Source organism: Myroides sp. N17-2 (genome assembly GCF_002286775.1).
In the GTDB taxonomy this organism is placed as follows: domain Bacteria; phylum Bacteroidota; class Bacteroidia; order Flavobacteriales; family Flavobacteriaceae; genus Flavobacterium.
In genome coordinates, this window is sequence record NZ_NSGJ01000002.1 from 21,180 (window position 1) to 46,206 (window position 25,027).

The window sequence follows — 25,027 nt, forward strand, 5'->3', positions numbered from 1 at the left end:
TTCAAATGAAATTACGACATATGTTACGCTCACCACACGGTGTAGAAGAATTATTTAATAAGTATGTTATTGACGGGAAAGTATATGCTACAGAGGATTTGCTTTTTATTGTAGACTTAGTACATATTTTTAGACCTAAAAATAATAAAAAAATAAACAGAGTATCTATAGATGCTTTAATTGCTTACTTAAAAACGCATGATATAGAGCGTATCGCTCTAATGAATTACCTTAATGAATTATTATCTAATAGGCATTTTAGTAGAATGGTATCTGATGCAGGTATACTTCAAGATGCTGATTTCTTTGATGAGGTAAAAAAGCGTGTTTGGGCAAAGATATTACCTTATCAGCCAGAGAAGGATACGTATGAGTATGTGTTGAATCAAGTGTTCTATAAACATACTGATGCTGAATGGGTAGATATGATACCGGAGGAACAGCTAATAGAATTGTTTTCATTATTAGAATTTAGTTCTATATTCTCTGATAAGAAGGATGGAGAGACTTTAAATGAGCTCTTGACTTCTATTGATATTATTACCCAACGTATGAGTGGTAGAGCGATGGAGAGTTCTATTATTAATATGGTACCTGAATATTCTCATCTAGAAAGTCCGTTTAGAGCATTAGAACATGAGTTTACAGTTATTCTTCAGAGTTTTCAAAATGGAGAAATCAAGTTCCTTTTAGACACTGATATAAATTACAAGCAAATAGTGATCTTGCACAAGCAATGTCAAGAATTCGTTAACCAAGCTTTTAAGAATAGTTCGAAGTATGGTATATCTATGAAGGTAAACCAAAGTTTACTTCGTCTAAGACAACAATTAGCTAGGGTGAATGTCCTTATCTCTATTCTTGTGGTTAAAGAGGGTAATTTGCAAGAAAAAAGAGAGAATACACTGAGACTAGCACGTAAACTAATAGAGTATAACTGTTATAAATATAATGTAAGTGGACTTATTCGCGAAAGTACACAACTAATCTCTTATGAGATTACACAACATACAGCCAAAACAGGAGAGCATTACATCACGAACTCTGCGAAGGAGTACTGGCATATGTTTAGAGGTGCGATGGGTGGAGGTTTGATTGTTGGTTTTATGTGTATTTTGAAGGTGTTTGCGCATGAAGCAGATGTGAGTAAATTTGGAGAAGCAATGCTATATAGTTTGAACTATGCATTAGGATTCTGTCTTATTTATCTTTTAGGATTTACACTAGCTACTAAGCAGCCTGCTATGACTGCGGCAACTATCATTAAGGCGATTGAAGATGGTAGAAAACAACATATCGATAACGCGGATAAGCATATTGGTTTTGCTAAACTATTTGCTCGATTATTCAGATCACAGTTTATCGCTTTTATAGGTAACGTTATTTTAGCGTTCCCCATAGCCATGTTACTGATTTGGGGTATAGACCAAGTATTCGATGTGAATATCGCTGAGCATGGATGGGAGAAGATGTTGATCGATGCAGATCCGATAGAGTCAAGAGCCTTATTCCATGCGGGTATAGCGGGTATCTTCTTGTTCTTATCAGGTATTATATCAGGTAATGTATCCAATAGAAATAAACACAATAAAGTGTTTTATCGTATACAGGAGCATCCATGGTTAAAGCGCAACATCGGATATACCCGAACAACTAAACTTGCCAATTGGGTAGATACAAAATGGCCTGGTATAGCATCGAATATTTGTTTCGGTTTATTTATGGGAACATGTGGTACTATCGGAGCATTTTTAGGTTTAGGAATAGATATTCGACACATTACATTCGTAAGTGGTAATATCGCCTTAGGCTGGTATGGATCAGATTTCGGAGCACCTGTTAATATGTTAGTATGGGCATTTATAGGGATGTGGTTGATTGGGTTTATGAACTTCTTAGTGAGTTTCTCTTTGTCGTTATTCTTAGCATTTAGATCTCGTAATATTCCATTTAAAGAAACTAAGGACTTGATTAAAGCAACGTGGAGACACTTTAGAAGTTTTCCATTAGAGTTCTTTTTACCTACTTCTAGTGGTGTAGTTGAGAATCCTCATAATCTTACTACAGGTAAGGCTACTGAGAAGAAAGAAGATAGTAAGGATACTACACATTAGTAGTGATCATAATAAACAGGAAAGGCTATTACTGATTATCAGTAATAGCCTTTCCTGTTTATAACACTATATTTTTAGTTGGATTATCAACGTTTCGTGGATACAATAAAGGCTTCTAAAACAGAAGCCTTTATATATTAATTAGAGGAAGTTATATCTACTTCTTCTTTGTCAGAAACTTTTTCTGCTTGTTGTTTGTTTTTTCTTGTGTTTTGTAGGTTGTCCTTCATCATCTCAGATTGTTCTGCGAACTCAAGTCTAGAAACGTTGATGTAATCTTCTAGGTTGTGTATGTTCTTCGCAAGTTTACGTAGAGAGGCTCTGTCACTCTTAATGAACAATTCACTTTGTAGAGATGCCTCCTCATGACTAAACCCTAGTTTTTCTAGCATTACACCTCCTACATAAACAGCAGAGAAGAATGTTTCTCTATATACTTCAGTAAGTCCATCTTGTAGATATTCATAAGCATTCTTACGGTTTTTAGCTCTTACGATTACTTCTACATTAGGGAAGTGCTTACGCAAGACAGCTACTAGCTGTTGGTTTAACTCTGGAGGATCCATCGCAGCAATAACATAATCGGCTTTGTCTACACCTATTGATTTTAATATGTTTATAGAAGTAGCATCTCCGTAGTATACATTAAATCCTAGTTTGCGTAAGTGATCTACACGTTCAGCATCATTGTCTAGAACTAAAATAGGCACTTCATTCGCTTGTAACAAACGTCCAATAGTATTACCGAAGTCTCCAAAACCTGCTATAACTATTTTCTTATTAGCTGTTATATCTGATAAATCATCATACTCTTGTTTGTCATTAGTAGAAGGACTTAAGCCTAGGTGTGGCGCTATCCACTTTTCGTTTAATAACAACAGAATAGGAGTGACTACCATTGATAAAGCAGTCGTTGCAAGTAAATAGTCGTACCATTGCTGATTAATCAAGTTAATCGTTTTTCCTAGTGCTAAGATTACAAAGGCAAACTCTCCTACTTGAGAAAGTAAGATTGCAAATAAGAAATTCTGGTCTTTAGGGAACTTCTTCCACTTTCCAATCGCAAGTAAAACAAGTGCTTTTATCCCCATAGAACCCACTAATAAACTTAGAATAAGTAGAGGTTCATTAATAATGATATCGAAGTTAATAGTAGAACCTACTGCAATAAAAAATATCCCCAAGAGCAATGCTTTAAAGGGCTCAATATCACTTTCTAGTTGGTGCTTATAGGGGTTGTTTGCTAAAACAACTCCTGCGATAAATGCTCCTAAGGCTGGAGATAGTCCTACCATTTTCATTAATAGAGATACACCAACTACTAAAAGTAATGCAGATGCAGTATAAATCTCTCTAATCTGAAGACGTCCAACAGATCTAAATAAAGGATTAACAATATAGTTTCCTACTAAAAAGATAACAGAGATTGCTCCTAGGATAGCTAGCGTCTTCATAAAAACTGGAGCACCATCTAGCCAACTATGAGCTTCTGTACTTATAGGCGTTTTGGTAGATACAGCTAGAAGAGGAATAATAGCCATCATAGGGATAACCATTATATCCTGAAATAGAAGAACTGCGAAACTGGACTTCCCTGCGTTAGATTGGTTTAGTCCGCGTTCAGATATTGTTTGTAGGATAATAGCTGTTGAAGACATGGTGATTACAAATCCCATGGTTAGAGACGTACCTATGCTCATATCTAGTCCGAAATGGGCAATAGTAGCCACTATGGCTGTAGTACCAACAGCCTGTGCAGTACCAAGTCCAATTATCTCGTTTTTAATTTTCCAAAATTCTTTAGGGTCAAGTTCTAGCCCTACAAGGAATAGCATCATGACTACTCCAAACTCAGTAGCGTGCATAATATCTGCACTGTCATTACCTACAAATTTTAATACAAAAGGTCCAATCAGTACACCTGCAAACAAGTACCCTAATACAGAACCCATTCCTAATTTCTTTGAAATCAGAACACATACAACGGCAGCAAAGAGAAAGATAAATGCTTGTGCCAAAAAATCATTCATTATGGATAGTTCTTTTTTAGTTAATTAATAATGATGTGAAAATCACTATTTTTTTCATAGTCCTTACAAAATTATAAAAAGCGTTTAGCATTATTAAGAATAAGTTTAAAAAAAAGTGGTTTATTTTTGCATTAGTAATATTAGTCATTTTTAGTATAACTTAGTTTCGCAATTAGTTCATTTAATGAATCGTAAGATAATACATGTCGATATGGATGCTTTCTATGCATCAGTAGAGCAATTAGACTTTCCTGAATTAAGAGGTAAGGCCTTGGCTGTTGGTGGAAGTGAAGAGAGAGGTGTTATTGCGGCAGCTAGTTATGAAGCAAGGAAGTTCGGGGTGCGCAGTGCCATGAGTGGAGTGATGGCTAAAAAGAATTGTCCTCATTTAATTTTTGTCAAACCTAGGTTTGAGCGATATAAAGAAATCTCTAGAATAATTAGATCAGTATTCTATGAATATACTGATCTAGTAGAGCCACTAGCATTAGATGAAGCATTCTTAGATGTAACGGAGAATAAGATAGGCTGTCCTAGTGCAACCTTGATCGCGCATGAGATTAGAATGAAGATATTTGAACGAACAGGACTTACTGCTTCTGCCGGTATTTCTGTTAATAAGTTTCTAGCCAAAATAGCAAGTGATTACAATAAACCCAATGGACAGAAAACAATTGAACCCCATGAGATAGTTGAGTTTCTAGAGCGTTTAGAGATAAAGAAGTTCTTCGGTATCGGAAAAAAGACAGCAGATAGGATGTATCATTTGGGTATTTTTACTGGTTTAGACCTAAAGAGTAAGACAGAAGAGTTTTTGACAGAGCACTTTGGCAAGTCTGGGAAGATTTATTACGATGTGGTAAGAGGAATTAGCAATTCGCCTGTCAGACCGAATAGAACAATTAAGTCTGTAGGAACAGAACGCACATTCGATGAGAACCTGTCATCTGAGGTTTATATAGAAACAAGGATAGACGTTCTGGTTGAAGAGTTAAGTCTACGCCTTAAGAAACAAAACCTAGCCGGAAAAACGATTACATTGAAGATTAAGTATTCTGATTTTGTTCAACAAACACGGAGTACTACTGTATCATACTTTGTTTCTGATAAAGAAATTATATTTGATTTAGCTAAGGCATTGCTGTATCAGGAGAAGCTAAAGGACTCGGTGAGATTAATCGGTGTGTCTTTATCTAATTTGAATACAGATGAAAAGAAAATGCCAATTGCTGTTCAGTTAAGTTTTGATTTTTAAATTTGTAATACCTTTAACCCATATTACGCGATAGACATATAAACGAAAAGTAATTATACAAAATAGGTCTGAATTAGTGATTTCAGCATACTATAGTATGATTATAGAACTAATGAAAGAGCTATGAAGTAGAATTACTTTGTAGTATTTGGCTAATGCGTAATGTGGGTTTAACTTGCGGAAAACAGGAGTTACTGCTGGAGTATAATATACTAATAACAACACACAATGATAAGACCCGATTATTTAAAAAAAGGAGATAAAGTAGCAATCGTTTGTACAGCGCGTAAGTTTAGTAAAGAGGAGGCAGAATTAGCTATCGAATTAATGAATTCTTGGGGATTAGAAGTGGTATTAGGGGATACTATTGGTTTAGATAATTATCAACTAGGAGGAACGGATCAGCAACGTGCTGATGACTTTACTAAGCAACTTAAAGATCCTGAGATTAAAGCGATATGGTGTGCTAGAGGTGGATATGGTACAGTGCGTATTATTGATGATATTGATTTTACAGGCTTTGTTGATCATCCGAAGTGGATTGTAGGTTTTAGTGATGTGACTGTTTTGCATAGTCATATTCACAATTTAGGTGTAGAGACCATACATGGTATAATGGCTTTTAGTGTAGCGAAGTCGTTAGTTGATTCTAGAGATTCGCTGTATAGAGCATTGTTTGGACAAGAAATATCTTATACTATTCATTCTGATAGGAGTAATAAGATTGGCCAAGGTCAAGGTGAATTAGTAGGAGGAAATTTATCTATTTTATATAGTCTATTAGGATCTGTATCTTCGATGAACACAGAAGGAAAGATATTGTTTATAGAGGACCTTGATGAGTATCTATATCATCTAGACCGTATGCTCCATAACCTTAAACGCAATGGATTATTAAGTGGTTTGGCTGGTTTGGTTGTTGGTGGAATGACAGATATGCATGATAATGCTATTCCGTTTGGTTACGATGCGAAGCAAATTATCCTATCTATTACAGCAGAATATGATTACCCTATTGTTTTTGATTTCCCTGCAGGGCATGGTGAAGAAAACTTAGCATTAAACCTAGGTAGAGAAGTAAAACTAGAGGTCAATCAGGATCGTACACAACTAACATTTTTATAATATGGCTATAAATCAAGATGTAGGTAAAGAAGGAGAAGACGCAGCTGTTCAGTTCTTAATCAATCTAGGGTATATAATTCTTCATCGAAATTATAAAGGGGATAAAGCAGAGATTGACATCGTAGCGTTATTTAATAATCTTTTGGTTATCGTAGAGGTGAAGACTAGAAGTTCAGTGAATTTCATTCTTCCACAGGATGCCGTTAATGCTAGAAAAAGAAAGCAATTAATCAAAGCGACTAATTGTTACGTGGAAGAGTTTGAGCGTACAGAAGAGGTTCGATTAGACATCATAGCTATTCATAAGAAAGGAAATACCTTTGATATTGACCATATCGAAGATGCGTTTTACTTCTTTTAAACAGGCTCTTGATGTAACAGGTTGTGGATTCAAGTAATAAAAAATAAGGGTGTAGTAAAAAACATTGGATTTTAATACATATATTTGCAAAGCATTGAATTTCAATATTCAATAGTTTTTTTAGACCAATCTTCGAGGTCAATTTTAAAATAATCACATTGTACGTTAATAAGGGAGGGAATTGGCATTTTTATGCAGTTTTGGTTCAGGTGAGTCCATAGTGCGTCCATAATGAGTCCATAGTGACTCCATTAGAACAGCCTTTTTAATGGAGTCACTATGGACACACGATGCTGTCAATATTCAATCATATGAATGGAGTTAGCCATATCTATAAAAGAAGCGATTAATAAGGTGATTTTTTATTGAGATAAGTGAGAAGATTGGGGGTATAATTCTTAATTGGATTAAGATTCTTGATTTCTAATGAAATAGAAACTAATATAGAACTGCAAATTTACGGATTTAAATTGAACGTGTCTGAAAAGGATTGAGTAAATGGGGTTCTATTTTGTATCAGTTTTAAATAGGTGGGCTTCTAAAAAGGGTTGTTAATCTTTTTATTAGAAGTCTTTTTTAAGAAGTTTAAAGTTGACTTCTTTTGTCATATTCTTACTTTATCTTCGTTTTGTAGAGGTTTGAGTAAGGTTATTTTAAAATATAGGAGATGTTTCTCTATTTTATTTAATGTCTATTTAAAAAAAGTCTTAATAAGGTTTGGTTGTTATTTAGAATCAATTTACTTTTGTACAAGTTAAATGAGTCTAAATAATATAACTAAGAATGAAATTAATAAATACACTTTTATTTACTATCGGTGGGGTGATAGTAAGTATAGCTCAAACTTCTACAGTTAAGGGGCGTATTGTTGACGAAACAAATAAACCAATTCCTTTTGCTACAGTATATATTGGAGAAGGAACAGTAGCTACTCAAGCTGGTGAAAATGGAGAATTTAGATTAATAGAAGTTCCTAAAGGGAAATCTATAATTAAAGTTTCTTCTGTTGGTTTCGTCGATTCTCAACGTGAAGTAAATGTAATTAAAGTTGATGAGGTACTTAACTTCGTTTTATCATCAGATAGTCAATTAAGTAATATTACTGTTTATGGTAGAAGTAATAAAGATGTAAAAAAACTACAATACTTAACACGTCTTCCTTTAGGATTACAAGACCAAGTACAATCTATTAGTATTGTATCAGGACATATCATTAGAGAACAAGGAGCATTAACTATTACTGATGCTGCGCGTAACGTAGCAGGTGTAGTGCAATTCTCTAACTATGGTGGACCAGCAGAAAGTATGTCTATCCGTGGTTTTAGAGGTACTCCTGTATTGCGTAATGGTGTAGGAATGGATTCTGACTTTAGAACAGCTTCAGCTATGGCAGATATGCAAGGTGTTGAAAGTGTTGAAGTAATTAAAGGGTCTGCTGCTGTACTACAAGGTATTGGTAATGGATTAGGAGCTGCAGGAGGTGTTATTAACTTAGTTACTAAAACTCCAAATTTCCAAAACAAAAGAGAAGTTAGTTTCCGTACAGGAAGTTATGGACATGTAAGACCTACTTTTGATTTTGAGCAAGTTTTAGATAAAAAAGAAACTGTTTCTTTCCGTTTAAATGGTGCTTATGAAAGAAATGATGGATGGAGAACGCATACAGGAAATGATCACTTCTATATTAACCCATCGTTAACTTGGAAGATTGATAGTAAAACGAAGTTAACTGTAGAGATGGATTACTTAAGTGGTGACTATACTCCAGACAAAGGAACAGTAAACTTAGCTCCTGATTATGTGGAAGCTGTTTATAAAATGCCTCATAATAAATTCTTAGGATTTAAAGGAGACAATCAAAGTATTAAAATGCAGAATTATGTTGCTCGTTTTGAGAGACAACTAACAGATAAATTAACGTTCAGAACTTCTTATACAGCATCTATCTATAATGAAGATAATCGTACAACAAGTGTTGGAACAGTAAAGAAGAAGGATGCAATTACTGATTGGAGCGAATTCCAAAACATTAGACGTACAGTGTCTAAGGGAGAAACGGGAGATTATAACTCTGTATTTCAAGCTGATTTAGTAGGGAAAGATATTTTCACAGGTGTACTTAAACATACTTTCCAAATTGGATTTGATTATAGACAAACTAAAACAATTGCGGGTAGTACAACAGGACAAGTTTGGGGAACTGATAAAAATGGTAAACCAGCTCTAGTGAATTATACTAATGACATAAATGTTTTAGGACCAATTGACAATACATTACCTGAGAATGTAATGTTCGGTGATATTAATACAACAAGAACAATGAGTCCAACAATTGGTTTTATGGTTCAAGATTATATCGCGATTGGTGAGAAGTTAAGTGCTATGTTAGGAGTGCGTTATAGTAGATTAAATGGTAGTACAACTGAGAATGCTACTGTAGAGCGTTGGAATCCAATATTTGGATTAATATATAAACCTGTTGAAAATGTTAGTGCATTTGCATCATACACAACAACATCAAGTTTGAGACAATCTAATAAGCTTATTCACGGTGGTGGTACAGCAGGTGCGTCTGATACAAAACAATATGAGTTTGGTTTCAAATCAAATTGGCTTAATGATCGTTTAGGATTTAACTTTAGTTACTTCTTTATTAACCAAGACAATCTATTAGCTCCTTATATTGATCCAATCACTAATGAACAATCTAAAACAGAGAGTATCTTAGTAGGAAGTTTGAAACGTAATGGTTTTGAAATTGAGGTTAATGGAAAAATAACGAACAACCTAGAAGTAATGTTAGGATATGCTAATCTAGATGCTAGATATAAAAATAGTCCTAATTACGAAGATGGTTCAGCTCCAATGAATGCTCCTAAAAATGTTGCTAATGGATGGGTTAACTACAAGTTTGACCAAGGTACTTTAAATGGACTTTCTTTAGGATTAGGAGTTTATTACGTAGGAAAACGCCCTGTTAATGAGTTTACAATGACTCCTGATGGACACGGATCTAATGTAAATAAACGTCCATTCGATATGCCAAGTTACACTACAGTGAATGGGCAAATATCATACACATATAAGAATGCAACGTTGGGAGTTTATATGAACAATATGTTCAATGAGTTAGGTTACACTTCATACTACAGAGGTGGATACATTAACGAGATTGCACCAAGAAACTTTGCAGCACAATTAACATATAGATTTTAGTTAATAATATTTGATTTAGTAAGACACGACTTCGCTCTTTTGAGTGGGGTCGTGTTTTTGTAATTATAAACCTTTTTATGAAATCACAGAAGAAATACAGTTTTCGCCAATTAATGAACGACCTACATTTATGGTTAGGTATAGGTAGTTCTATTATCCTTTTTGTCGTATGTCTTACAGGTACGATATATACATTTAAGAGTGAGATACAGTCTATGATGGCTCCTGATATGTATAAATTAACTGTAGTGAAAGAAGAGGTTTTGCCTATTGATGAATTAAGAGAATATGTGGAGACTACATATCAGGGTAAAGTACAAAGAGTAAGTATCTCAAACAAACAGGATAAACCTTACCAATTCTCTGTTGGTTTTAAAGACAAAGAGAAAAAGAACGAAACGGTTTATCTAAATCCATATACTAAAGAGGTAGTAGGAAGTGGTAAAGGACCAGGTGATGAGTTTTTTATGACTGTATTTAAATTACATAGATGGTTATTATTAGAAAGTGAAATAGGTCGTCCTATCGTAGGAGGAGCAACTATCATTTTTGTGTTCTTATCTATTTCGGGCTTGATTCTTTGGTTCCCAAAGAAGATTAAAGGGTGGAAAAGTATTAAACCAGGTTTTAAAATTAAGTATAAGGCTAACAGGAAACGTATCAATCACGATTTACATAATACACTTGGATTTTATACTTTACTGATTGTTGTGATTATGTCATTGACAGGATTGTGTTGGTCTTTTGAGTGGTATAAAGATGGATTAAGTAAGGTCTTAGGAACTAAAGTTTTTGGAGGAAGAGATGAAGTAAAACCTGAATCAGCTTTTGCAGATAATAAAACGATTACTTTATCTGAGGCTATCAATATTGCTAATAAAGAATTGCCTTTTACAAGTAGAACTATTTCTGTTTCTATTCCTAAAGATTCTATAGGAAGTTATGAGATTAATAAGAATGACTTAGCTCGTTTTAATGAAAGTGCTACTGACAGAGTGTTTATTGATCAATATAGTGGCGCTGTACTAAAGAAAGAAGTATTTGCAGATAAATCAGTTGGAGAGAAGATATCAGCTTCTATTAAACCTTTGCACCTTGGTGATATTTATGGTAAGTTCTCTAAAACTATTTATTTTATAGTATGTTTAATAGCAACTACTTTACCTGTCACAGGAATCTTTATTTGGTTAAATAAGATGAAGAAGGACAAGAAAAAAAAAGTATAACATTTCTTTATAATTGATATGTTTTTATGTTTAAGAAAAAATGTAACTTTGCTATATAACATAATTTAGATAAGATATGTACCCAGAAGAAATAGTAAAACCAATGCGTCAAGAATTAGTTGAGGCAGGATTTGAATCATTACATACAGGAGAAGAAGTAGAAGCAGCTTTACAAAAAGCAGGTACTACATTAGTAGTTGTTAACTCAGTATGTGGATGTGCAGCGCGTAATGCTCGCCCAGCAGCAGTTATGAGTTTACAAGGAGATAAGAAGCCAAGTAACATCATCACTGTATTTGCAGGAGTAGATAAGGATGCTGTAGACGTAGCACGTAAACACATGTTCCCTTTCCCTCCATCATCACCAGCTATGGCGTTATTCAAAGACGGTGAGTTAGTTCACATGTTAGAAAGACATCACATCGAAGGGGCTACTGCTGATGCAATAGCAGAAAACCTAAAAGATGCATATACAGAATTCTGTTAAAAATATAAACCACCTAATAGGTGGTTTTTTTATGCTTTAGATTATGCGAAAAATGTACTAATGACTGTTAATTGTTTATTTAAGATTAAGATTAGTTGATACTTCCACCTATAGTATAGTATTTGAACTAGTTAAAGGTATCATATAGTTACTATTGATTATAGATTAAAACGATCGATAAGACTATTAATTTGCTGTATATGTTTATTGTAGTATTTGCGTTTAAGTGTATATTTGCGATAAACTATTGGATTAATGCACAAAATTATATCATACCCTATATCTCTACTATTTGTACTCGTTATGTTAGTAGTTCTATATGTATTCCACTTTTTGCAGTGGATTGCATTTAGTTTGTTTGGGTATAAAGCACATAATATTACTGTAGAAGGGCTAGTCTTAGGGCTTATGGCTACTACGGGTATATTAGGGACGACCTATAAGTTCCATAAAGTTGAAGACTTACCTACTGATCGCCCGATTATATTCGTGGCTAATCACCAAAGTATGTTTGATATTCCGATGATTATCTGGTTTTTTAGAAAGAATCATCCGAAGTTTGTCAGTAAGAAAGAGTTAGGAAAAGGTTTTCCTAGTATCTCATATAATTTAAATCACGGTGGGTCAGTGTTAATTGATCGCAAAGACGCAAAGCAAGCATTAACTGCTATTAAAGGGCTTGGTCAATATATTTCTGAACATAACCGCTCTGCTGTTATTTTCCCAGAGGGTACTAGAAGTAGAGATGGCAAGCTTAAGAGATTCTCAGAAAATGGGGTAAAGATGCTTTGTAAGTTCGCACCTAATGCATTAGTTGTACCTTTGACGATAAATAATTCGTGGAAGTTATTCCGTTTTGGCAAGTTTCCTTTCGGATTAGGTTCACGTATTAACTTATATGCACATCCATCTTTTGCAGTGAAAGATTTTACATTCGAAGAGATTATGCAGCGATGTGAAGATAATATCAAATCAAGAATAGAATAAAATTCTAAATATAAACTAGCCTTTAGCATTAATAAATCAAACTAAACCATTGAGGGAATAATGTAGAGGGCATAAATACAACAATATGTCTATAAAGAATGTTCGCCTAGAAGTAATGCAATTCCTAGAGAAGAATATCGATAGCTTCGTAGATAGCTATTTGATACCTGTAGAGAAGATATGGCAACCATCAGACTTATTACCAGACTCAGAAGGAGTAAACTTCATCGAAGAGGTAAAAGAGCTTAGAGAATATGCCAAAGAATTACCATATGATTTTTGGGTTGTCTTAGTTGGTGATACGATCACTGAAGAGGCACTTCCTACTTATGAATCTTGGTTAATGGATGTAGAAGGTGTAAACCAAAAAGACGGAGAAGGTGGTAATGGATGGGCTAAATGGCTACGTCACTGGACTGGAGAAGAGAACCGCCACGGAGACCTTCTTAATAAATACTTATACCTATCTGGTAGAGTAGATATGAAAGAGATAGAGATTACTACACATCACTTAATTAACGATGGTTTTGATCCGGGTACAGATAGAGATCCTTATAAAAACTTTGTATTTACTAGTTTCCAAGAGTTAGCTACGTATGTATCACATAACCGTGTAGCGAAGTTAGCGAAGCAGTATGGTGATCATAAGTTATCTAAGATCTGTAGATTAATCGCTGGAGATGAAATGAGACACCACCATGCTTATAGCGAGTTTGTGGATCGTATCTTTCAGGTTGACCCTAGTGAGATGATGTTAGCTTTCGTAGATATGATGAAGAGAAAAATCACTATGCCTGCCAATTTAATCCGTGAATCTGGAGGTAAAATGGGAGACGCATTCGAACTATTCTCTGACTCAGCTCAACGTATAGGTGTGTATACTGCACATGATTACATTGAGATTATGCAGAAGCTTATTGACCGTTGGCAAGTAGATCAATTAAATAACCTTACAGATGAAGCTGAGAAAGCTAGAGATTATTTAATGAAGTTACCTGCTCGTATGTCTAGAGTAGCAGATCGTATGACGATCGGTAAAGAAGAGCATATCTTTAAATGGGTTAAACCAGCCCTTATTAAATAATAACCAATTACAATACAATAGTTATGGACAAGCGTATAGATCAAGTCATCCTTTATGTAAAGAAAGAATTACAGCAAGCTGAGAGCGGTCACGACTGGTTCCACATCGAACGAGTTTATCGAAATGCATTGAATATAGTAGAGGGTGAAGGTGAAGTCGACTTAGTTGTCGTTAAACTTATCGCGCTATTACACGATATAGCAGACAGTAAGTTCCACGGTGGAGATGAGACAGTAGGGCCTACTAAAGCAAGAAAGCTATTAGAAGAGCTGTCTTATGATCAAGATACTATTGAACACGTTGTTAAAGGAATTGAGAATATTTCTTTTAAAGGAGGTAACTTTAATCAGGTGTTTCGTTCTAAAGAACTAGATATTGTACAAGACGCTGATAGATTAGATGCTATAGGAGCCATCGGTATCGCTAGAACATTTAACTACGGTGGATATAAGAATACATTGATGTATGATCCTAAGATAGAACCTAAGATAGGGATGTCTAAAGAGGAGTACAAGAATAATGTAGGAACAACGATTAATCACTTTTACGAGAAACTACTTCGTTTAAAAGATTTGATGAATACGGATACAGGAAGACAATTAGCAGAAGGACGCCATAAGTTTATGGAATCTTTCTTAAGCCAATTCTACGATGAGTGTGAGGGTAATGCCTAATAAAGTCTTAGTTAGATATAGAGAAGCCAGTCGCAAGACTGGCTTTTTTGTTATGTATAATACCTTAAATCTGCAACTACCATTTATTACGAATAAATTCTACTTTACATAGCTTCAATTAGCTCTTAAACCACACTACAGTGTGCTTTAATCACTAATATTGCTCTGTTTTGTACAATTCATTCTCATTTAAATGTTATCTGCATATTTAAGGTAATATACTTTTTGGATATATTTACTTATTCAAGTGCTGTTTTTTTGTGTAATAATTACGTGAAGTGTAATTTTTTGTTAACTTTAGTTAAAATTATTAAACTACTCACGATATGCGATTAGACTATGAACCCGATGTAAGGCCTCTAAAGTCAGTAAAGAACTATCTTATTATTCTGGTAAATGTTATTACATTATTACTACTTATAAATTATTTGCCCTATGAACCACAAGTAAATAAAGGACTTGCCCTTTTAGTATTTGTGGCTGTGTTATGGTTGACAGAAGCTATACATGTTACTACGACGGCTGTGTTTGTGCCAGTGCTTGCTATAGGATTAGGGCTCTCTGATACTAAAGCGGCTTTGTCATCATTTGCTGATCCTACGATCTTCTTATTCTTGGGAGGATTTGTATTAGCAGGAGCATTACACGTACAGAAGTTAGATACCATTATCGCTAATAAGATTATGTATTTAGCGAAAGGGAGGTTACTCTATGCTGTGTTCTATTTATTCTTAGTGACTGCTTTATTATCTATGTGGATTAGCAACACTGCTACAGTAGCGATGATGCTGCCCTTAGTAGTTGGGGTCTTGGGACAATTAGATAGAGAAAAGCACCGCAATACTTATGTATTCGTATTGCTAGGGATAGCATACAGTGCGAGTATAGGAGGAATGGGAACGGTAGTAGGAAGTCCACCGAACGCTATTGTTGCTTCACAACTTAATATATCCTTTTCGGAGTGGATGAAGATGGGAATCCCTATTGTGTTATTGTTATTGCCAATTATGATTGCTGTTATTTACTTTGTATTTAAACCGAAGCTTGACTTTACCTTTAAACATACCTCTGAGAACATACCCATGAATTTTGATAGATGGTTAACCTTAGGTATATTCTTGTTTACTGCGATTTGTTGGATCTTTAGTAATGAATTAAATCCTATTGTAGCTAATTGGGTTGGCTTCGAAGGTAAGTTCTCTAGTTTTGATACGTTCATCTCTCTATTGGCTTTTATATTGATCTGTGTGAGTCAAGTATCAAGGTGGAAGGAGCTGCAGCATAATGTAGACTGGGGTGTACTACTTCTTTTTGGAGGAGGATTGACACTTAGTATGGTGCTTAAAGACTCAGGAGCTAGTAAAGTGATGGCGGATATATTAGTGTCTTTTATTAAGAATAGTCACTATTTTACTATTGGATTAGTAGTCTCATTCTTCATTGTATTCTTGACTGAGTTTACTTCTAATACTGCCAGTGCGGCGTTATTAGTACCTATCTTTATCTCTATCTCAGCGGAACTAGGTTTACCTCCATTAGGGCTATCGATGATTATCGGGTTAGGAGCATCATGTGCATTTATGCTACCTGTGGCGACACCACCTAATGCCATCGTATTCGGTACAGGAGATATCCGTCAGAAAGAGATGATGAAAGCAGGTTTTGTATTGAATATTATCTGTGCGATATTACTGTCTGTTATAGCTTACTTCTTTTGGTTGAGTTAATAGAATTGTTATAAAACATAAAGGGCTGTATCATAATTTTGATACAGCCCTTATTTAATTTATATAGGTAGATTAGTGATCATAGACCACTAATCTCTATCTACTAATACGGTTTCTCGTCACGTCCTTCATAGAAGTTGATAAATGCTCTGTTTACTACTCGGTTACCTCCGATAGTAGGGTATTCACCAGTGAAGTACCAGTCCCCTAAGTTATGAGGACATGCAGTATGTAGGTTCTCTACAGACTGGAATACAATCTTAACTTCAGATTTGATATTCACATCTTTTACCATTTCAGCTATTTTGTCAGAGATCTCTTTATCTGTAAATGGAGCATATATTTCTGTAACGAAGTTTACTACTTCGCTATCGTGTAAATTTTCTTGTGCTTTAGACTTAGTATATACCTCTTCTACGATGTGATATAGGTTGCGTTCCTTAAGAAGTTCTATAGCAGCTTGGAAAGCGATAAGTCCTTCTAACTTTGCCATATCGATACCATAACAGTCAGGATATCTCACCTGAGGAGCAGCAGATACCACTACAATACTCTTAGGATTAAGTCTATCTAACATACGGATAATACTCTTTTTAAGTGTAGTACCACGTACGATACTATCATCTATAATAACTAGATTATCCGTTGGTTTTATCACTCCATAAGTCACGTCATATACGTGAGCAACTAAGTCATCACGACTACTGTCATCAGTGATAAAAGTTCTCAACTTAGCGTCTTTTACAGCTATCTTCTCTGTTCTTAATTTCACAGATAAAATCTCTTGTAGTTTAGCCTCAGTTAAGTTCTCTTTATTCTTTAGGATATCACTGATCTTTCTTTGGTTAAGGAAGTCTTGTGCTCCCTCTACCATACCATAGAATGATGTCTCAGAAGTGTTTGGGATATATGAGAACACAGAGTTATCTGTATCGTCATTAATTGCTTTAAGTACTTCAGGGAAGATAAGTTTACCTAGATCTTTACGTTCTTGGTAGATTTCAGCATCATTTCCTCTAGAGAAATAAACTCTCTCGAAAGAACATGCTTTTAACGGAAGAGGCTCTAATATTTGTTCAAAGTGTACAGAAGCATCTTTGCGAATGATAAGCGCTTGTCCAGGAACAATCTCTTTAATCTCATCAAAAGGAACATTAAACGCTGTCTGTATTACAGGGCGCTCACTAGCAACTACTACTATCTCGTCATTCTCAAAATAGAATGCAGGACGTATACCAGCAGGGTCACGTAGTACGAATGTATCACCATGACCTATCATACCTGCCATAGCGAATCCACCATCCCAGTTTTTAGAAGCGCGACGTAAGATACGAGCTACATCTAGACGCTCTCCGATAAGTGGAGACGCATTCTTTTTAGTATATCCTTCTTGTTTTATTTTGTAGTATAAATCATTTACTTCATCATCTAAGAAGTGACCTATCTTCTCCATCACAGTGATAGTATCAGACATCTCCTTAGGATGTTGTCCTAACTCTACTAGATCTTGAAACAAATCTCTAACATTGGTAAGGTTAAAATTACCTGCTACGATTAAGTTTCTGTGCATCCAGTTATTTTGACGCAAGAATGGGTGAACGCTTTCTATATTGTTCTTACCGAAAGTACCATATCTTACGTGACCTAAGAATACTTCGCCTATATATGGGATGTGTTTCTTTTGTAGATCTACGTTATTGTGATATTCAGGATGAGCTTCCATCTCTTCATTGATACGCTCATTGATTTGTTGGAATATATCTTGTATAGGTTGTGCTTTATTAGAGCGAACGCGACTGATGTAACGCTCACCAGCATCCATATCCAGTTTGATACTTGCTAGACCAGCTCCATCTTGTCCTCTGTTGTGCTGTTTCTCTAGTAACAAGTACATCTTCTGTATAGGATAGAAGGCACTACCATACTTTTCTTTGTAGTAAGATAACGGTTTTTTTAATCTTAAAACCGCTATACCGCATTCGTGTTTTAAAGCGTCGCTCATGTTTAGTTGTGTGTTGGTGTTGAATAAAAAAAGCCCCATGACGAGGCTTATAATTTTACATTATTGTTTTAATTCGATATCGAATTGAGTTAACATCTTAAATTGTTGTAGTCTTTCAACTACGTCGTTATCCTTTAAATTCTCCATCCTGCATGTTCCGAATTCTTCTACGCAGAACGAGGCAAGGTTAGATCCATATATGATAGCATTCTTCATGTTTCTAAACGAAACATTACTGCTCTGTGTTAAATATCCTGTGAATCCACCTGCAAAGGTATCTCCAGCTCCAGTAGGATCAAATACTTCTTTTAAAGGTAGCGCAGGAGCAAAGAATACATCTTTGTCTGCAAAAAGCAAGGCTCCGTGCTCGCCTTTCTTTATCACTACATATTTTGGACCCATCGTATGAATAATCTCCGCAGCCTTCACTAGTGAGTATTCACCAGATAGTTGACGTGCTTCCTCATCATTGATGGTGATAACATCTACTCTTTTTAGTACTTCTTTTAGTTCCTCAAGTGCACAATTCATCCAAAAATTCATAGTATCTAATACGACAAGTTTTGGTTGAGTAGTTAATTGATCTAAGACACCTATCTGAATATTTGGATGTAAGTTTCCTAACATTACTACATCTGCGTCTTTAAAGTTGGCTGGAACTACTGGGTTAAAGTCTGCTAATACATTAAGTTGTGTGTCTAATGTATCTCTAGAGTTTAGATCATTATGGTATCTACCACTCCAGAAGAAGGTTTTACCTCCTTGTACGACTTCGATTCCCGAAGTATCTATGTTTTTACTATTTAAAAGATCCAAGTGTTCTTGTGGGAAATCATCTCCTACCACAGACACTATAGCTGATTTAATATTGAAGTGTGAGGCAGACAATCCGATGTACGTTGCCGCACCACCTAATATCTTGTCTGTCTTTCCGAATGGAGTTTCTATCGCATCAAAGGCCACCGTCCCCACTATCAGTAATTTATTCATATTTTTTGCAAAGAAATAAGCTACAAATATATGGCAATACTCTTTTTACTACCAAATTAAATAAGCACAATTAACTATTTTACTAGCAATGAGTTTGTTATCAAATATAGTGGTTTATTCGTAATCATCACATACTTAGTGAATATAATCTCAATTTATAGTAGTTAGCATTGTTTTTTGTGCTGTTTTTTTAACAAGGTTGGCATGGATTTTATAAATCACATCTTCTGTGTCGTGTTCAAATTAGGTGATTGTTATCACGATATTCTCATTGTGATTAAGGATGCTGATTTTAGTTGCTATTCTCTCTATTTGCTTACTTATTTTGTAACTTCTATTATATAGGTAGTAAAGCTATCAGATTGGCTTTCGATCTTTGGGTTACTTTATGTATATAAGACTTAAGTATTATAATGTGTTTTTGTGTTTAGTGTGTAACTATTATAGTTGTGGTAATGCTAAATAAAGAAGTTAATTATGGTTATTATCATACTCTTATTTTCATGAGGTGTTTGCTTCAAGAGTGATTTAAAATTACGTCAATAATGCTTCAACAAAAGGCTGTGTTAATAGGGTAATCTTGTAGTTATGTTGAAGCAGTGATGAAGAAGTTAGATGTGGTGAGTATAAATCGCTTTTTAGTTTATTTTGTTCTAGTTTTTTATTTTGAATTATAACAAGTTTTTTCTAAAGAGGGAAGGTGTTGTTTATAGCAGAAAAAGTGCTAGATACATTTTACCTAAATGTATCTAGCACTTGGATGGATAGTATATTATTTTAGGAACAGTATATTATCCAGCATTGATAGTTATTTCTGTATCTCTAGGATTATCAGATTCGAATCTGAAAGTACGCGGTTTTAAAGTATAAGAGTTGCTAGTTTCGTCTTGTTCTCCTGTTTGCCAATTGTGACTGCTTTCTTCTGTTGACACATCTCCTGTTAATGGAGTATAGGTTACGCCATGAAAAAAGCCTGCTGCGGATATTGACAAGTCGATAGTAGTAGCGATTAGTTGATTATCGATGTATTCGTATTCAGCTGAAAAGTAGCCTCCATATACTTTAGCGTAGATTTGGAGTTTTTTTGAGTCTTCGTTCTGAAGTATGTCAAAGTCAAAAGACTCATTGTCATCAGCGTACTTAGATAGCATCGCTACCCTAGACATCGCATCTAAGATATAGGTGTTATCTTCTTGTTGTAATAAGATTAAGACAGGGCGGCTAGCATCAGGATCATTCTTATGAAATAGAAGTAGTACTAGATCTTCAAGTCCATCTTTATTAAGATCCATTTTCAGTTCCCTTATCACCTCATATTTGCTAGATCTTGGTATGAAGTCTTCTATGGATCTACCTGTTTTAGGGAAAGATATTTCTTTATCTTCAGGAATGTATTCAGGGGCTTCTTCATTTACAGTCACTTCTTCTGCATCTTCGTAGTATTCTTCTGAGTCATTACTCTCATTGCCTTTACAAGAGTGTAGGGTAGGGATGATTATTAACAGGGTTGTTAATAGGATGTAGATGTGTTTATTCATAAGTGAAATTGATTAATAGAAAGGAAGATTAGGGTCGTCTATTAAGTAGCGTTTAGGTTTTTCTATGCGTGTTTCAGTTGATTCTTTTTCTTCTTCGGTAGTTTCATCATACCAACCATTCCATAGAGTGTATTTGCCGATTAAAGGTTCGTATGTAGTAGTACTCACTGCTCCTGATCCACTAGAAGAAGATTCAACATAAGATAGAGCGAATCGATTATCAATGTATATGAATTTAGTATTGATTAGACCTCTTGGTGCTAGATAAGTCGATATTTTAAGTTCTTTATTATTGATAGAGAAATCACCTGGAACTTCGTGCAATACATAGTAATTAGTGAAACTTGATGGTTTAGCTACTCGAGACATTTCTTTTAAAATATAAGTACTGTCTGTGTTTTTAAATAAGATTAGGACAGGACTACTGCCTTCTACATCGTATTTATGTTTTAATAGGAGTACTATATCGTCAAGATTATCACCATTAAGATCTCCTTGTGCTTTATCTATTATTTCATATATGCTATTCGGTGGGACGAAGTCTTCTGCGGATTTACCTGATGTAGGAAATATATAATCTTCTTCTTTAATGTAGGTAATTGAGGAGTCTGCCGTATCGTCTACTTCTTCAGTAGCAGGAGCTTCCCTCTCTTCATAGTGTTCTTCAGTATTGTTGCTCTTATCTCCCTTACACGAGTGTAGAGTAGGTATGGTTATTAACAGGGTCGTTAGTAATATGTATAAATGTTTAGTCATTGTGTATTTCTTTTGTAGCTATAAGATAACGAGATTTTGGAGGTAAAATTTTGTGAGATTAAAAAGTTTTAAAAGTGTAAATTACCTATTGATAGTCTTTTGTACTTTATTTGATGATTTATTTTTATAGATTTACCATAACCAACTAACTTTTAAATTGATTCGATTATGAAGAGAAGCCTGACGCTTTTAATGATGCTTACTATAGGTACTGTAGCAAGTGCTCAAGTACATATTCCTTTTAGACTTACGAAGTATAATAATATGTTGATCAAGACGGTGGTCAATGAGAGAGAGAGCCTGGATCTGATGTTCCAAGTGGCAATGGATGATGGAGCAATATCTCCTGAGGCAACTGCTAAAGTTAAGGGGATAGTATTTGACAATGATGGGTACAGTACTTCTAATAAGGTGCAGATAGCAGGGCAGAGTTGGAAAGATATACCTTTTATTAATAATCAGTATAGTGGACAAGAATCAGATGGTAAGATAGGGATGCTATTATTTAAGAATAAGGTGTTAGAAATTAACTATGATAGTGCTGAATTAGTGAGACATGAAGTGATGCCTAGTATAGAAGGATATGTGGCTATGCCTGTAAAGCATCGAAATGGGGCAATGTTTATAGATGTCGTTAGTGAAATAGCGGGGGAGAGTTATACGCATCCTTTTTATTTGCAATCTGGTTATGCGGGGGCGATGTTATACGATGATAGATTCTCAGAGAAGAATGTATTAAGCGAAAAGTTGGTTACTATTAGTGAGAAGGAATTGAAGAATTCGGCAGGCAAGATTGTGATTACTAAGACTGCTGAGGTAAGTAAAGTCAGTGTTGGTGGTTTTGAGTTAAATAATGTGGCAGTGGGGTATTTTGTTGGAGAGTTAAAGAATCAACCATTTAGTTTATTTGGTGCTGATATGATGAAGCGCTTTAATTGGATTATTAATGCTGATAGAACGATAGCGTGGATTAAGCCAAGTAAACATTATAAGGAAGAGTTTTTTAGATTAAACTAATAAAATGGTTATGACTGTGTTTTATAAAGTAAAGAGTGTCATTCTAGATAAAAGTGAATGTTAATATTCTTATTTTTGTTAAAAATTAAAATAAGTGAAGAGAGAATATCATTTAATCATAAATGGTCAGAAACAGGGACCATATAGTGAAACCGACTTACGTCAGTTCGTTATTTATCCAAATACATTGATTTGGTATCAGGGCTTGAGCAATTGGACAGAGGCAATGTATCTACAAGAGATGTCGTCTTATATAGTACAGCCAAGTTATAATGCTCCGAATAGAGTAATGTCTAATCAGAGAGTTTCGATAAGTTACTCGAGTGATAATAATTATGTCACAGTGACTACGGATACAGAACGCATACATTATCAATATGCTGATTTTGGAGAGCGTTTTGTCGCTCGTTTACTAGATTCCCTTATTGTTATTATTCCTAGTTGTTTTTTCCCTATAGTATCGGGCTGGCTTTATTTTGCATTAATGCAGAGTAGTGATCAGCAGGCTACAGTAGGACAGAATGTAATGAAGATAAGAGTGCTAGACTGTGCTGGAGAGAAGGTGACTTTCGGGCAGGCCTCAGGTCGTTATTTTGCAGGAATACTTTCAGGTATGATGATGCTTATCGGGTATTTTATGTTCTTCTGGACAGATAAGAAACAAACATTACACGATAATTTAGCAGAGACTATTGTAGTTAGAGAGATAGGTAGAGAAAGAGTAGATTCGTTTAAGTCGTAATTTACTAAGTATATATTAAAAAAGAGGTTCACTTAAGTAAATTAAGTGAACCTCTTTTTTTAATCCTCTATTGATTCATAGTATTCATCGATGAGTAGATTGGTTCCTGTGGCAGCTTTAACTGCAAGAACATCACATCGCTCGTTCATAGGATGATTATTATGACCTTTTACCCATTTAAATTGTACACTGTGTTTGCGATATACTTTTAAAAAGCGTTGCCATAGATCAGGGTTCTTCTTGTCTTTAAAGTCCTTTTTCTCCCATCCGAAGACCCAACGTTTATCCACAGCATCGACTACATACTTAGAGTCAGATACAACTAATACTGATGTGCCTTCGCTTTTTAGCATTTCTAGTCCGACGATTACAGCTAATAGTTCCATGCGGTTATTAGTAGTCTTGCGATATCCTTGCGATGCTTCTTTATAGACATTTCGACCAGCCCATTCTAATATTAGTCCATAGCCACCAGGGCCAGGATTACCTCTAGATGAGCCATCAGTATAGAGTATTACTTGTGGTAAATTCATTTTATATTTAAAATAGTAGTTTTTCGATAACTTGAGGAAAGTGTAAGTGCTCTAGTTTTAGTACAGCAGCTCCAACTTGTTCTGGTGAGAACGTAGGGTCTAGAGTTGTTGTAGCTTGAAATATAGTAGCTCCTTCATCATAATTCTCATTCACATAGTGTATAGTGATACCAGATTCGGTTTCTTTATTCGCTACAACAGCTTCGTGTACGAAGTGCCCATACATCCCTTTGCCGCCATATTTAGGCAAAAGAGCAGGATGGATATTAATTACTTTATTCGGATATTTTTTAACAAGGTCAATAGGAAATTTCCATAAGAAACCTGCTAATACAATTAAATCGGGTTGAAATTGTTCTAATTTTTGAGAGACAACACCTTCATTTAGCATATTTCTATCAAAAAGGACAACCGGTATGTTTCTTTTTTCGGCTTTTTCTATTACCTTAGCACTTTGGTTATTAACCAAAATAAGGTATTGATTAGAGATAGATTTATTTTCGAAGTAGTTAATGATGTTCTCTACATTACTGCCTGAACCCGAGGCGAATAGTGCTATTTTTTTCATGTAGTTAGTTGTGTTATGAGGTTGTGAGTACGATAATTAAGTACAAAAAAAAGAATAATAACTGACAATAAATAGAAAAATAGCGATAAGTATTAATAATTTTTATAATTTCGCACCGACAATTAACATGAAAAATCAGGTTTTAAAATAAAGTTTTTTATTTTTGCCTACGAAATTAAATTTAAAATTAAAGATTATGTCAGACATTGCATCAAGAGTAAAAGCGATTATCGTTGACAAATTAGGCGTTGACGAGAACGAGGTTGTAGCAGAAGCAAGCTTCACTAATGATTTAGGAGCTGATTCACTAGACACTGTTGAGCTTATCATGGAGTTCGAAAAAGAATTCGATATTCAAATTCCAGATGACCAAGCTGAAAACATTGCTACAGTTGGACAAGCTATCTCTTACATAGAAGAAGCTAAAAAATAATAATGATATCCCACGTGTCCTTTCAAGGTCACGTGGGTGTTATTATTTTTTTGAAAATGACTAATTTTTGAAAGAAACAAAAAAGGACAGATTGGCAACAATCTAACAAATACAATCAAACAAACACCCCGATGTTTCCTTTTTTTACAAAAGTGAAGGTTG

General features: G+C 34.8%; 21 protein-coding genes. 14 read left to right on the top strand and 7 right to left on the bottom strand.

Annotated elements, in window-relative coordinates:
- Positions 1–20: 20 nt before the first annotated feature.
- Positions 21–2,114, top strand: a complete 2,094-nt coding sequence (locus CF599_RS01375) for a site-specific recombinase (protein WP_121964430.1) — start codon at positions 21–23, stop codon at positions 2,112–2,114.
- A 137-nt stretch (positions 2,115–2,251) separates the two neighbouring features.
- On the opposite strand, the gene CF599_RS01380 is transcribed toward CF599_RS01375, so the two are convergent.
- Positions 2,252–4,144 (bottom strand): monovalent cation:proton antiporter-2 (CPA2) family protein, encoded by a 1,893-nt coding sequence (locus CF599_RS01380; RefSeq protein ID WP_121964254.1) that lies wholly within the window; start codon positions 4,142–4,144, stop codon positions 2,252–2,254.
- A 184-nt stretch (positions 4,145–4,328) separates the two neighbouring features.
- On the opposite strand from CF599_RS01380, the gene dinB reads away from it, so the two are divergent.
- The 10 genes from dinB (at position 4,329) to CF599_RS01435 (ending at position 16,286) form a co-directional block, all read left to right on the top strand.
- Complete coding sequence (gene dinB, locus CF599_RS01385) at positions 4,329–5,399, top strand: DNA polymerase IV (protein WP_121964255.1); 1,071 nt, start codon at positions 4,329–4,331, stop codon at positions 5,397–5,399.
- Between the two features lie 228 nt (positions 5,400–5,627).
- Complete coding sequence (locus CF599_RS01395; protein WP_121964256.1) at positions 5,628–6,524, top strand: LD-carboxypeptidase; 897 nt, start codon at positions 5,628–5,630, stop codon at positions 6,522–6,524.
- Between the two features lies 1 nt (position 6,525).
- The gene (locus CF599_RS01400; RefSeq protein WP_121964257.1) at positions 6,526–6,885 is read left to right on the top strand and encodes a YraN family protein; all 360 of its coding nucleotides are present in this window, start codon (positions 6,526–6,528) and stop codon (positions 6,883–6,885) included.
- Positions 6,886–7,668: 783 nt separating this feature from the next.
- Complete coding sequence (locus CF599_RS01405) at positions 7,669–10,101, top strand: TonB-dependent receptor (RefSeq protein WP_121964258.1); 2,433 nt, start codon at positions 7,669–7,671, stop codon at positions 10,099–10,101.
- 77 nt (positions 10,102–10,178) lie between these two features.
- Positions 10,179–11,327: a PepSY domain-containing protein gene (locus CF599_RS01410; RefSeq protein WP_173835503.1), complete on the top strand. Its 1,149-nt coding sequence runs from the start codon at positions 10,179–10,181 to the stop codon at positions 11,325–11,327.
- Between the two features lie 76 nt (positions 11,328–11,403).
- Positions 11,404–11,814: a BrxA/BrxB family bacilliredoxin gene (locus CF599_RS01415; protein WP_121964259.1), complete on the top strand. Its 411-nt coding sequence runs from the start codon at positions 11,404–11,406 to the stop codon at positions 11,812–11,814.
- 255 nt (positions 11,815–12,069) lie between these two features.
- Positions 12,070–12,801, top strand: coding sequence for a 1-acyl-sn-glycerol-3-phosphate acyltransferase (locus tag CF599_RS01420; protein ID WP_121964260.1), 732 nt, complete (start codon positions 12,070–12,072; stop codon positions 12,799–12,801).
- An 85-nt stretch (positions 12,802–12,886) separates the two neighbouring features.
- Positions 12,887–13,885, top strand: a complete 999-nt coding sequence (locus CF599_RS01425; protein ID WP_121964261.1) for an acyl-ACP desaturase — start codon at positions 12,887–12,889, stop codon at positions 13,883–13,885.
- A 23-nt stretch (positions 13,886–13,908) separates the two neighbouring features.
- On the top strand, positions 13,909–14,559 hold the full coding sequence (locus tag CF599_RS01430; RefSeq protein ID WP_121964262.1) for an HD domain-containing protein: 651 nt from the start codon (positions 13,909–13,911) through the stop codon (positions 14,557–14,559).
- A gap of 326 nt (positions 14,560–14,885) precedes the next feature.
- Positions 14,886–16,286, top strand: a complete 1,401-nt coding sequence (locus tag CF599_RS01435; protein WP_121964263.1) for a DASS family sodium-coupled anion symporter — start codon at positions 14,886–14,888, stop codon at positions 16,284–16,286.
- Positions 16,287–16,389: 103 nt separating this feature from the next.
- Here CF599_RS01435 and CF599_RS01440 read toward each other — a convergent pair whose 3' ends face one another.
- From CF599_RS01440 to CF599_RS01455, 4 genes are all read right to left on the bottom strand, one after another.
- Entirely contained in the window at positions 16,390–18,288 is a 1,899-nt protein-coding gene (locus CF599_RS01440; RefSeq protein WP_121964264.1) for an amidophosphoribosyltransferase, read from the bottom strand.
- Positions 18,289–18,348: 60 nt separating this feature from the next.
- Positions 18,349–19,278, bottom strand: coding sequence for a PfkB family carbohydrate kinase (locus CF599_RS01445; RefSeq protein WP_121964265.1), 930 nt, complete (start codon positions 19,276–19,278; stop codon positions 18,349–18,351).
- A gap of 791 nt (positions 19,279–20,069) precedes the next feature.
- The gene (locus CF599_RS01450; protein WP_121964266.1) at positions 20,070–20,816 is read right to left on the bottom strand and encodes a hypothetical protein; all 747 of its coding nucleotides are present in this window, start codon (positions 20,814–20,816) and stop codon (positions 20,070–20,072) included.
- 12 nt (positions 20,817–20,828) lie between these two features.
- Complete coding sequence (locus CF599_RS01455; protein ID WP_121964267.1) at positions 20,829–21,572, bottom strand: hypothetical protein; 744 nt, start codon at positions 21,570–21,572, stop codon at positions 20,829–20,831.
- Between the two features lie 168 nt (positions 21,573–21,740).
- Between CF599_RS01455 and CF599_RS01460 the strand changes: the two genes are divergently transcribed.
- Both CF599_RS01460 and CF599_RS01465 read left to right on the top strand, forming a co-directional pair.
- Entirely contained in the window at positions 21,741–22,589 is an 849-nt protein-coding gene (locus CF599_RS01460; protein ID WP_121964268.1) for a hypothetical protein, read from the top strand.
- 94 nt (positions 22,590–22,683) lie between these two features.
- A complete protein-coding gene (locus tag CF599_RS01465) occupies positions 22,684–23,331 on the top strand; it encodes an RDD family protein (protein WP_121964269.1) in 648 nt (215 codons plus the stop codon).
- 59 nt (positions 23,332–23,390) lie between these two features.
- On the opposite strand, the gene rnhA is transcribed toward CF599_RS01465, so the two are convergent.
- The gene (gene rnhA, locus CF599_RS01470; protein ID WP_121964270.1) at positions 23,391–23,864 is read right to left on the bottom strand and encodes a ribonuclease HI; all 474 of its coding nucleotides are present in this window, start codon (positions 23,862–23,864) and stop codon (positions 23,391–23,393) included.
- A 7-nt stretch (positions 23,865–23,871) separates the two neighbouring features.
- Complete coding sequence (locus tag CF599_RS01475; RefSeq protein WP_121964271.1) at positions 23,872–24,432, bottom strand: phosphoribosylglycinamide formyltransferase; 561 nt, start codon at positions 24,430–24,432, stop codon at positions 23,872–23,874.
- 196 nt (positions 24,433–24,628) lie between these two features.
- Between CF599_RS01475 and CF599_RS01480 the strand changes: the two genes are divergently transcribed.
- On the top strand, positions 24,629–24,865 hold the full coding sequence (locus tag CF599_RS01480; RefSeq protein WP_002988156.1) for an acyl carrier protein: 237 nt from the start codon (positions 24,629–24,631) through the stop codon (positions 24,863–24,865).
- The last annotated feature ends 162 nt before the right edge of the window (positions 24,866–25,027 follow it).

What these genes read in the sequence shown, in the direction of transcription:
- CF599_RS01400 (WP_121964257.1), top strand. Translation starts at nt 6,526, where the DNA reads ATGGCTATAAATCAAGATGTAGGTAAAGAAGGAGAAGACGCAGCTGTT.
- CF599_RS01435 (WP_121964263.1), top strand. Translation starts at nt 14,886, where the DNA reads ATGCGATTAGACTATGAACCCGATGTAAGGCCTCTAAAGTCAGTAAAG.
- CF599_RS01460 (WP_121964268.1), top strand. Translation starts at nt 21,741, where the DNA reads ATGAAGAGAAGCCTGACGCTTTTAATGATGCTTACTATAGGTACTGTA.
- dinB (WP_121964255.1), top strand. Translation starts at nt 4,329, where the DNA reads ATGAATCGTAAGATAATACATGTCGATATGGATGCTTTCTATGCATCA.
- CF599_RS01395 (WP_121964256.1), top strand. Translation starts at nt 5,628, where the DNA reads ATGATAAGACCCGATTATTTAAAAAAAGGAGATAAAGTAGCAATCGTT.
- CF599_RS01475 (WP_121964271.1), bottom strand. Translation starts at nt 24,432, where the DNA reads ATGAAAAAAATAGCACTATTCGCCTCGGGTTCAGGCAGTAATGTAGAG.
- CF599_RS01425 (WP_121964261.1), top strand. Translation starts at nt 12,887, where the DNA reads ATGTCTATAAAGAATGTTCGCCTAGAAGTAATGCAATTCCTAGAGAAG.
- CF599_RS01445 (WP_121964265.1), bottom strand. Translation starts at nt 19,278, where the DNA reads ATGAATAAATTACTGATAGTGGGGACGGTGGCCTTTGATGCGATAGAA.
- CF599_RS01455 (WP_121964267.1), bottom strand. Translation starts at nt 21,572, where the DNA reads ATGACTAAACATTTATACATATTACTAACGACCCTGTTAATAACCATA.
- rnhA (WP_121964270.1), bottom strand. Translation starts at nt 23,864, where the DNA reads ATGAATTTACCACAAGTAATACTCTATACTGATGGCTCATCTAGAGGT.
- CF599_RS01450 (WP_121964266.1), bottom strand. Translation starts at nt 20,816, where the DNA reads ATGAATAAACACATCTACATCCTATTAACAACCCTGTTAATAATCATC.
- CF599_RS01405 (WP_121964258.1), top strand. Translation starts at nt 7,669, where the DNA reads ATGAAATTAATAAATACACTTTTATTTACTATCGGTGGGGTGATAGTA.
- CF599_RS01415 (WP_121964259.1), top strand. Translation starts at nt 11,404, where the DNA reads ATGTACCCAGAAGAAATAGTAAAACCAATGCGTCAAGAATTAGTTGAG.
- CF599_RS01480 (WP_002988156.1), top strand. Translation starts at nt 24,629, where the DNA reads ATGTCAGACATTGCATCAAGAGTAAAAGCGATTATCGTTGACAAATTA.
- CF599_RS01430 (WP_121964262.1), top strand. Translation starts at nt 13,909, where the DNA reads ATGGACAAGCGTATAGATCAAGTCATCCTTTATGTAAAGAAAGAATTA.
- CF599_RS01420 (WP_121964260.1), top strand. Translation starts at nt 12,070, where the DNA reads ATGCACAAAATTATATCATACCCTATATCTCTACTATTTGTACTCGTT.
- CF599_RS01380 (WP_121964254.1), bottom strand. Translation starts at nt 4,144, where the DNA reads ATGAATGATTTTTTGGCACAAGCATTTATCTTTCTCTTTGCTGCCGTT.
- CF599_RS01375 (WP_121964430.1), top strand. Translation starts at nt 21, where the DNA reads ATGTTACGCTCACCACACGGTGTAGAAGAATTATTTAATAAGTATGTT.
- CF599_RS01410 (WP_173835503.1), top strand. Translation starts at nt 10,179, where the DNA reads ATGAAATCACAGAAGAAATACAGTTTTCGCCAATTAATGAACGACCTA.
- CF599_RS01440 (WP_121964264.1), bottom strand. Translation starts at nt 18,288, where the DNA reads ATGAGCGACGCTTTAAAACACGAATGCGGTATAGCGGTTTTAAGATTA.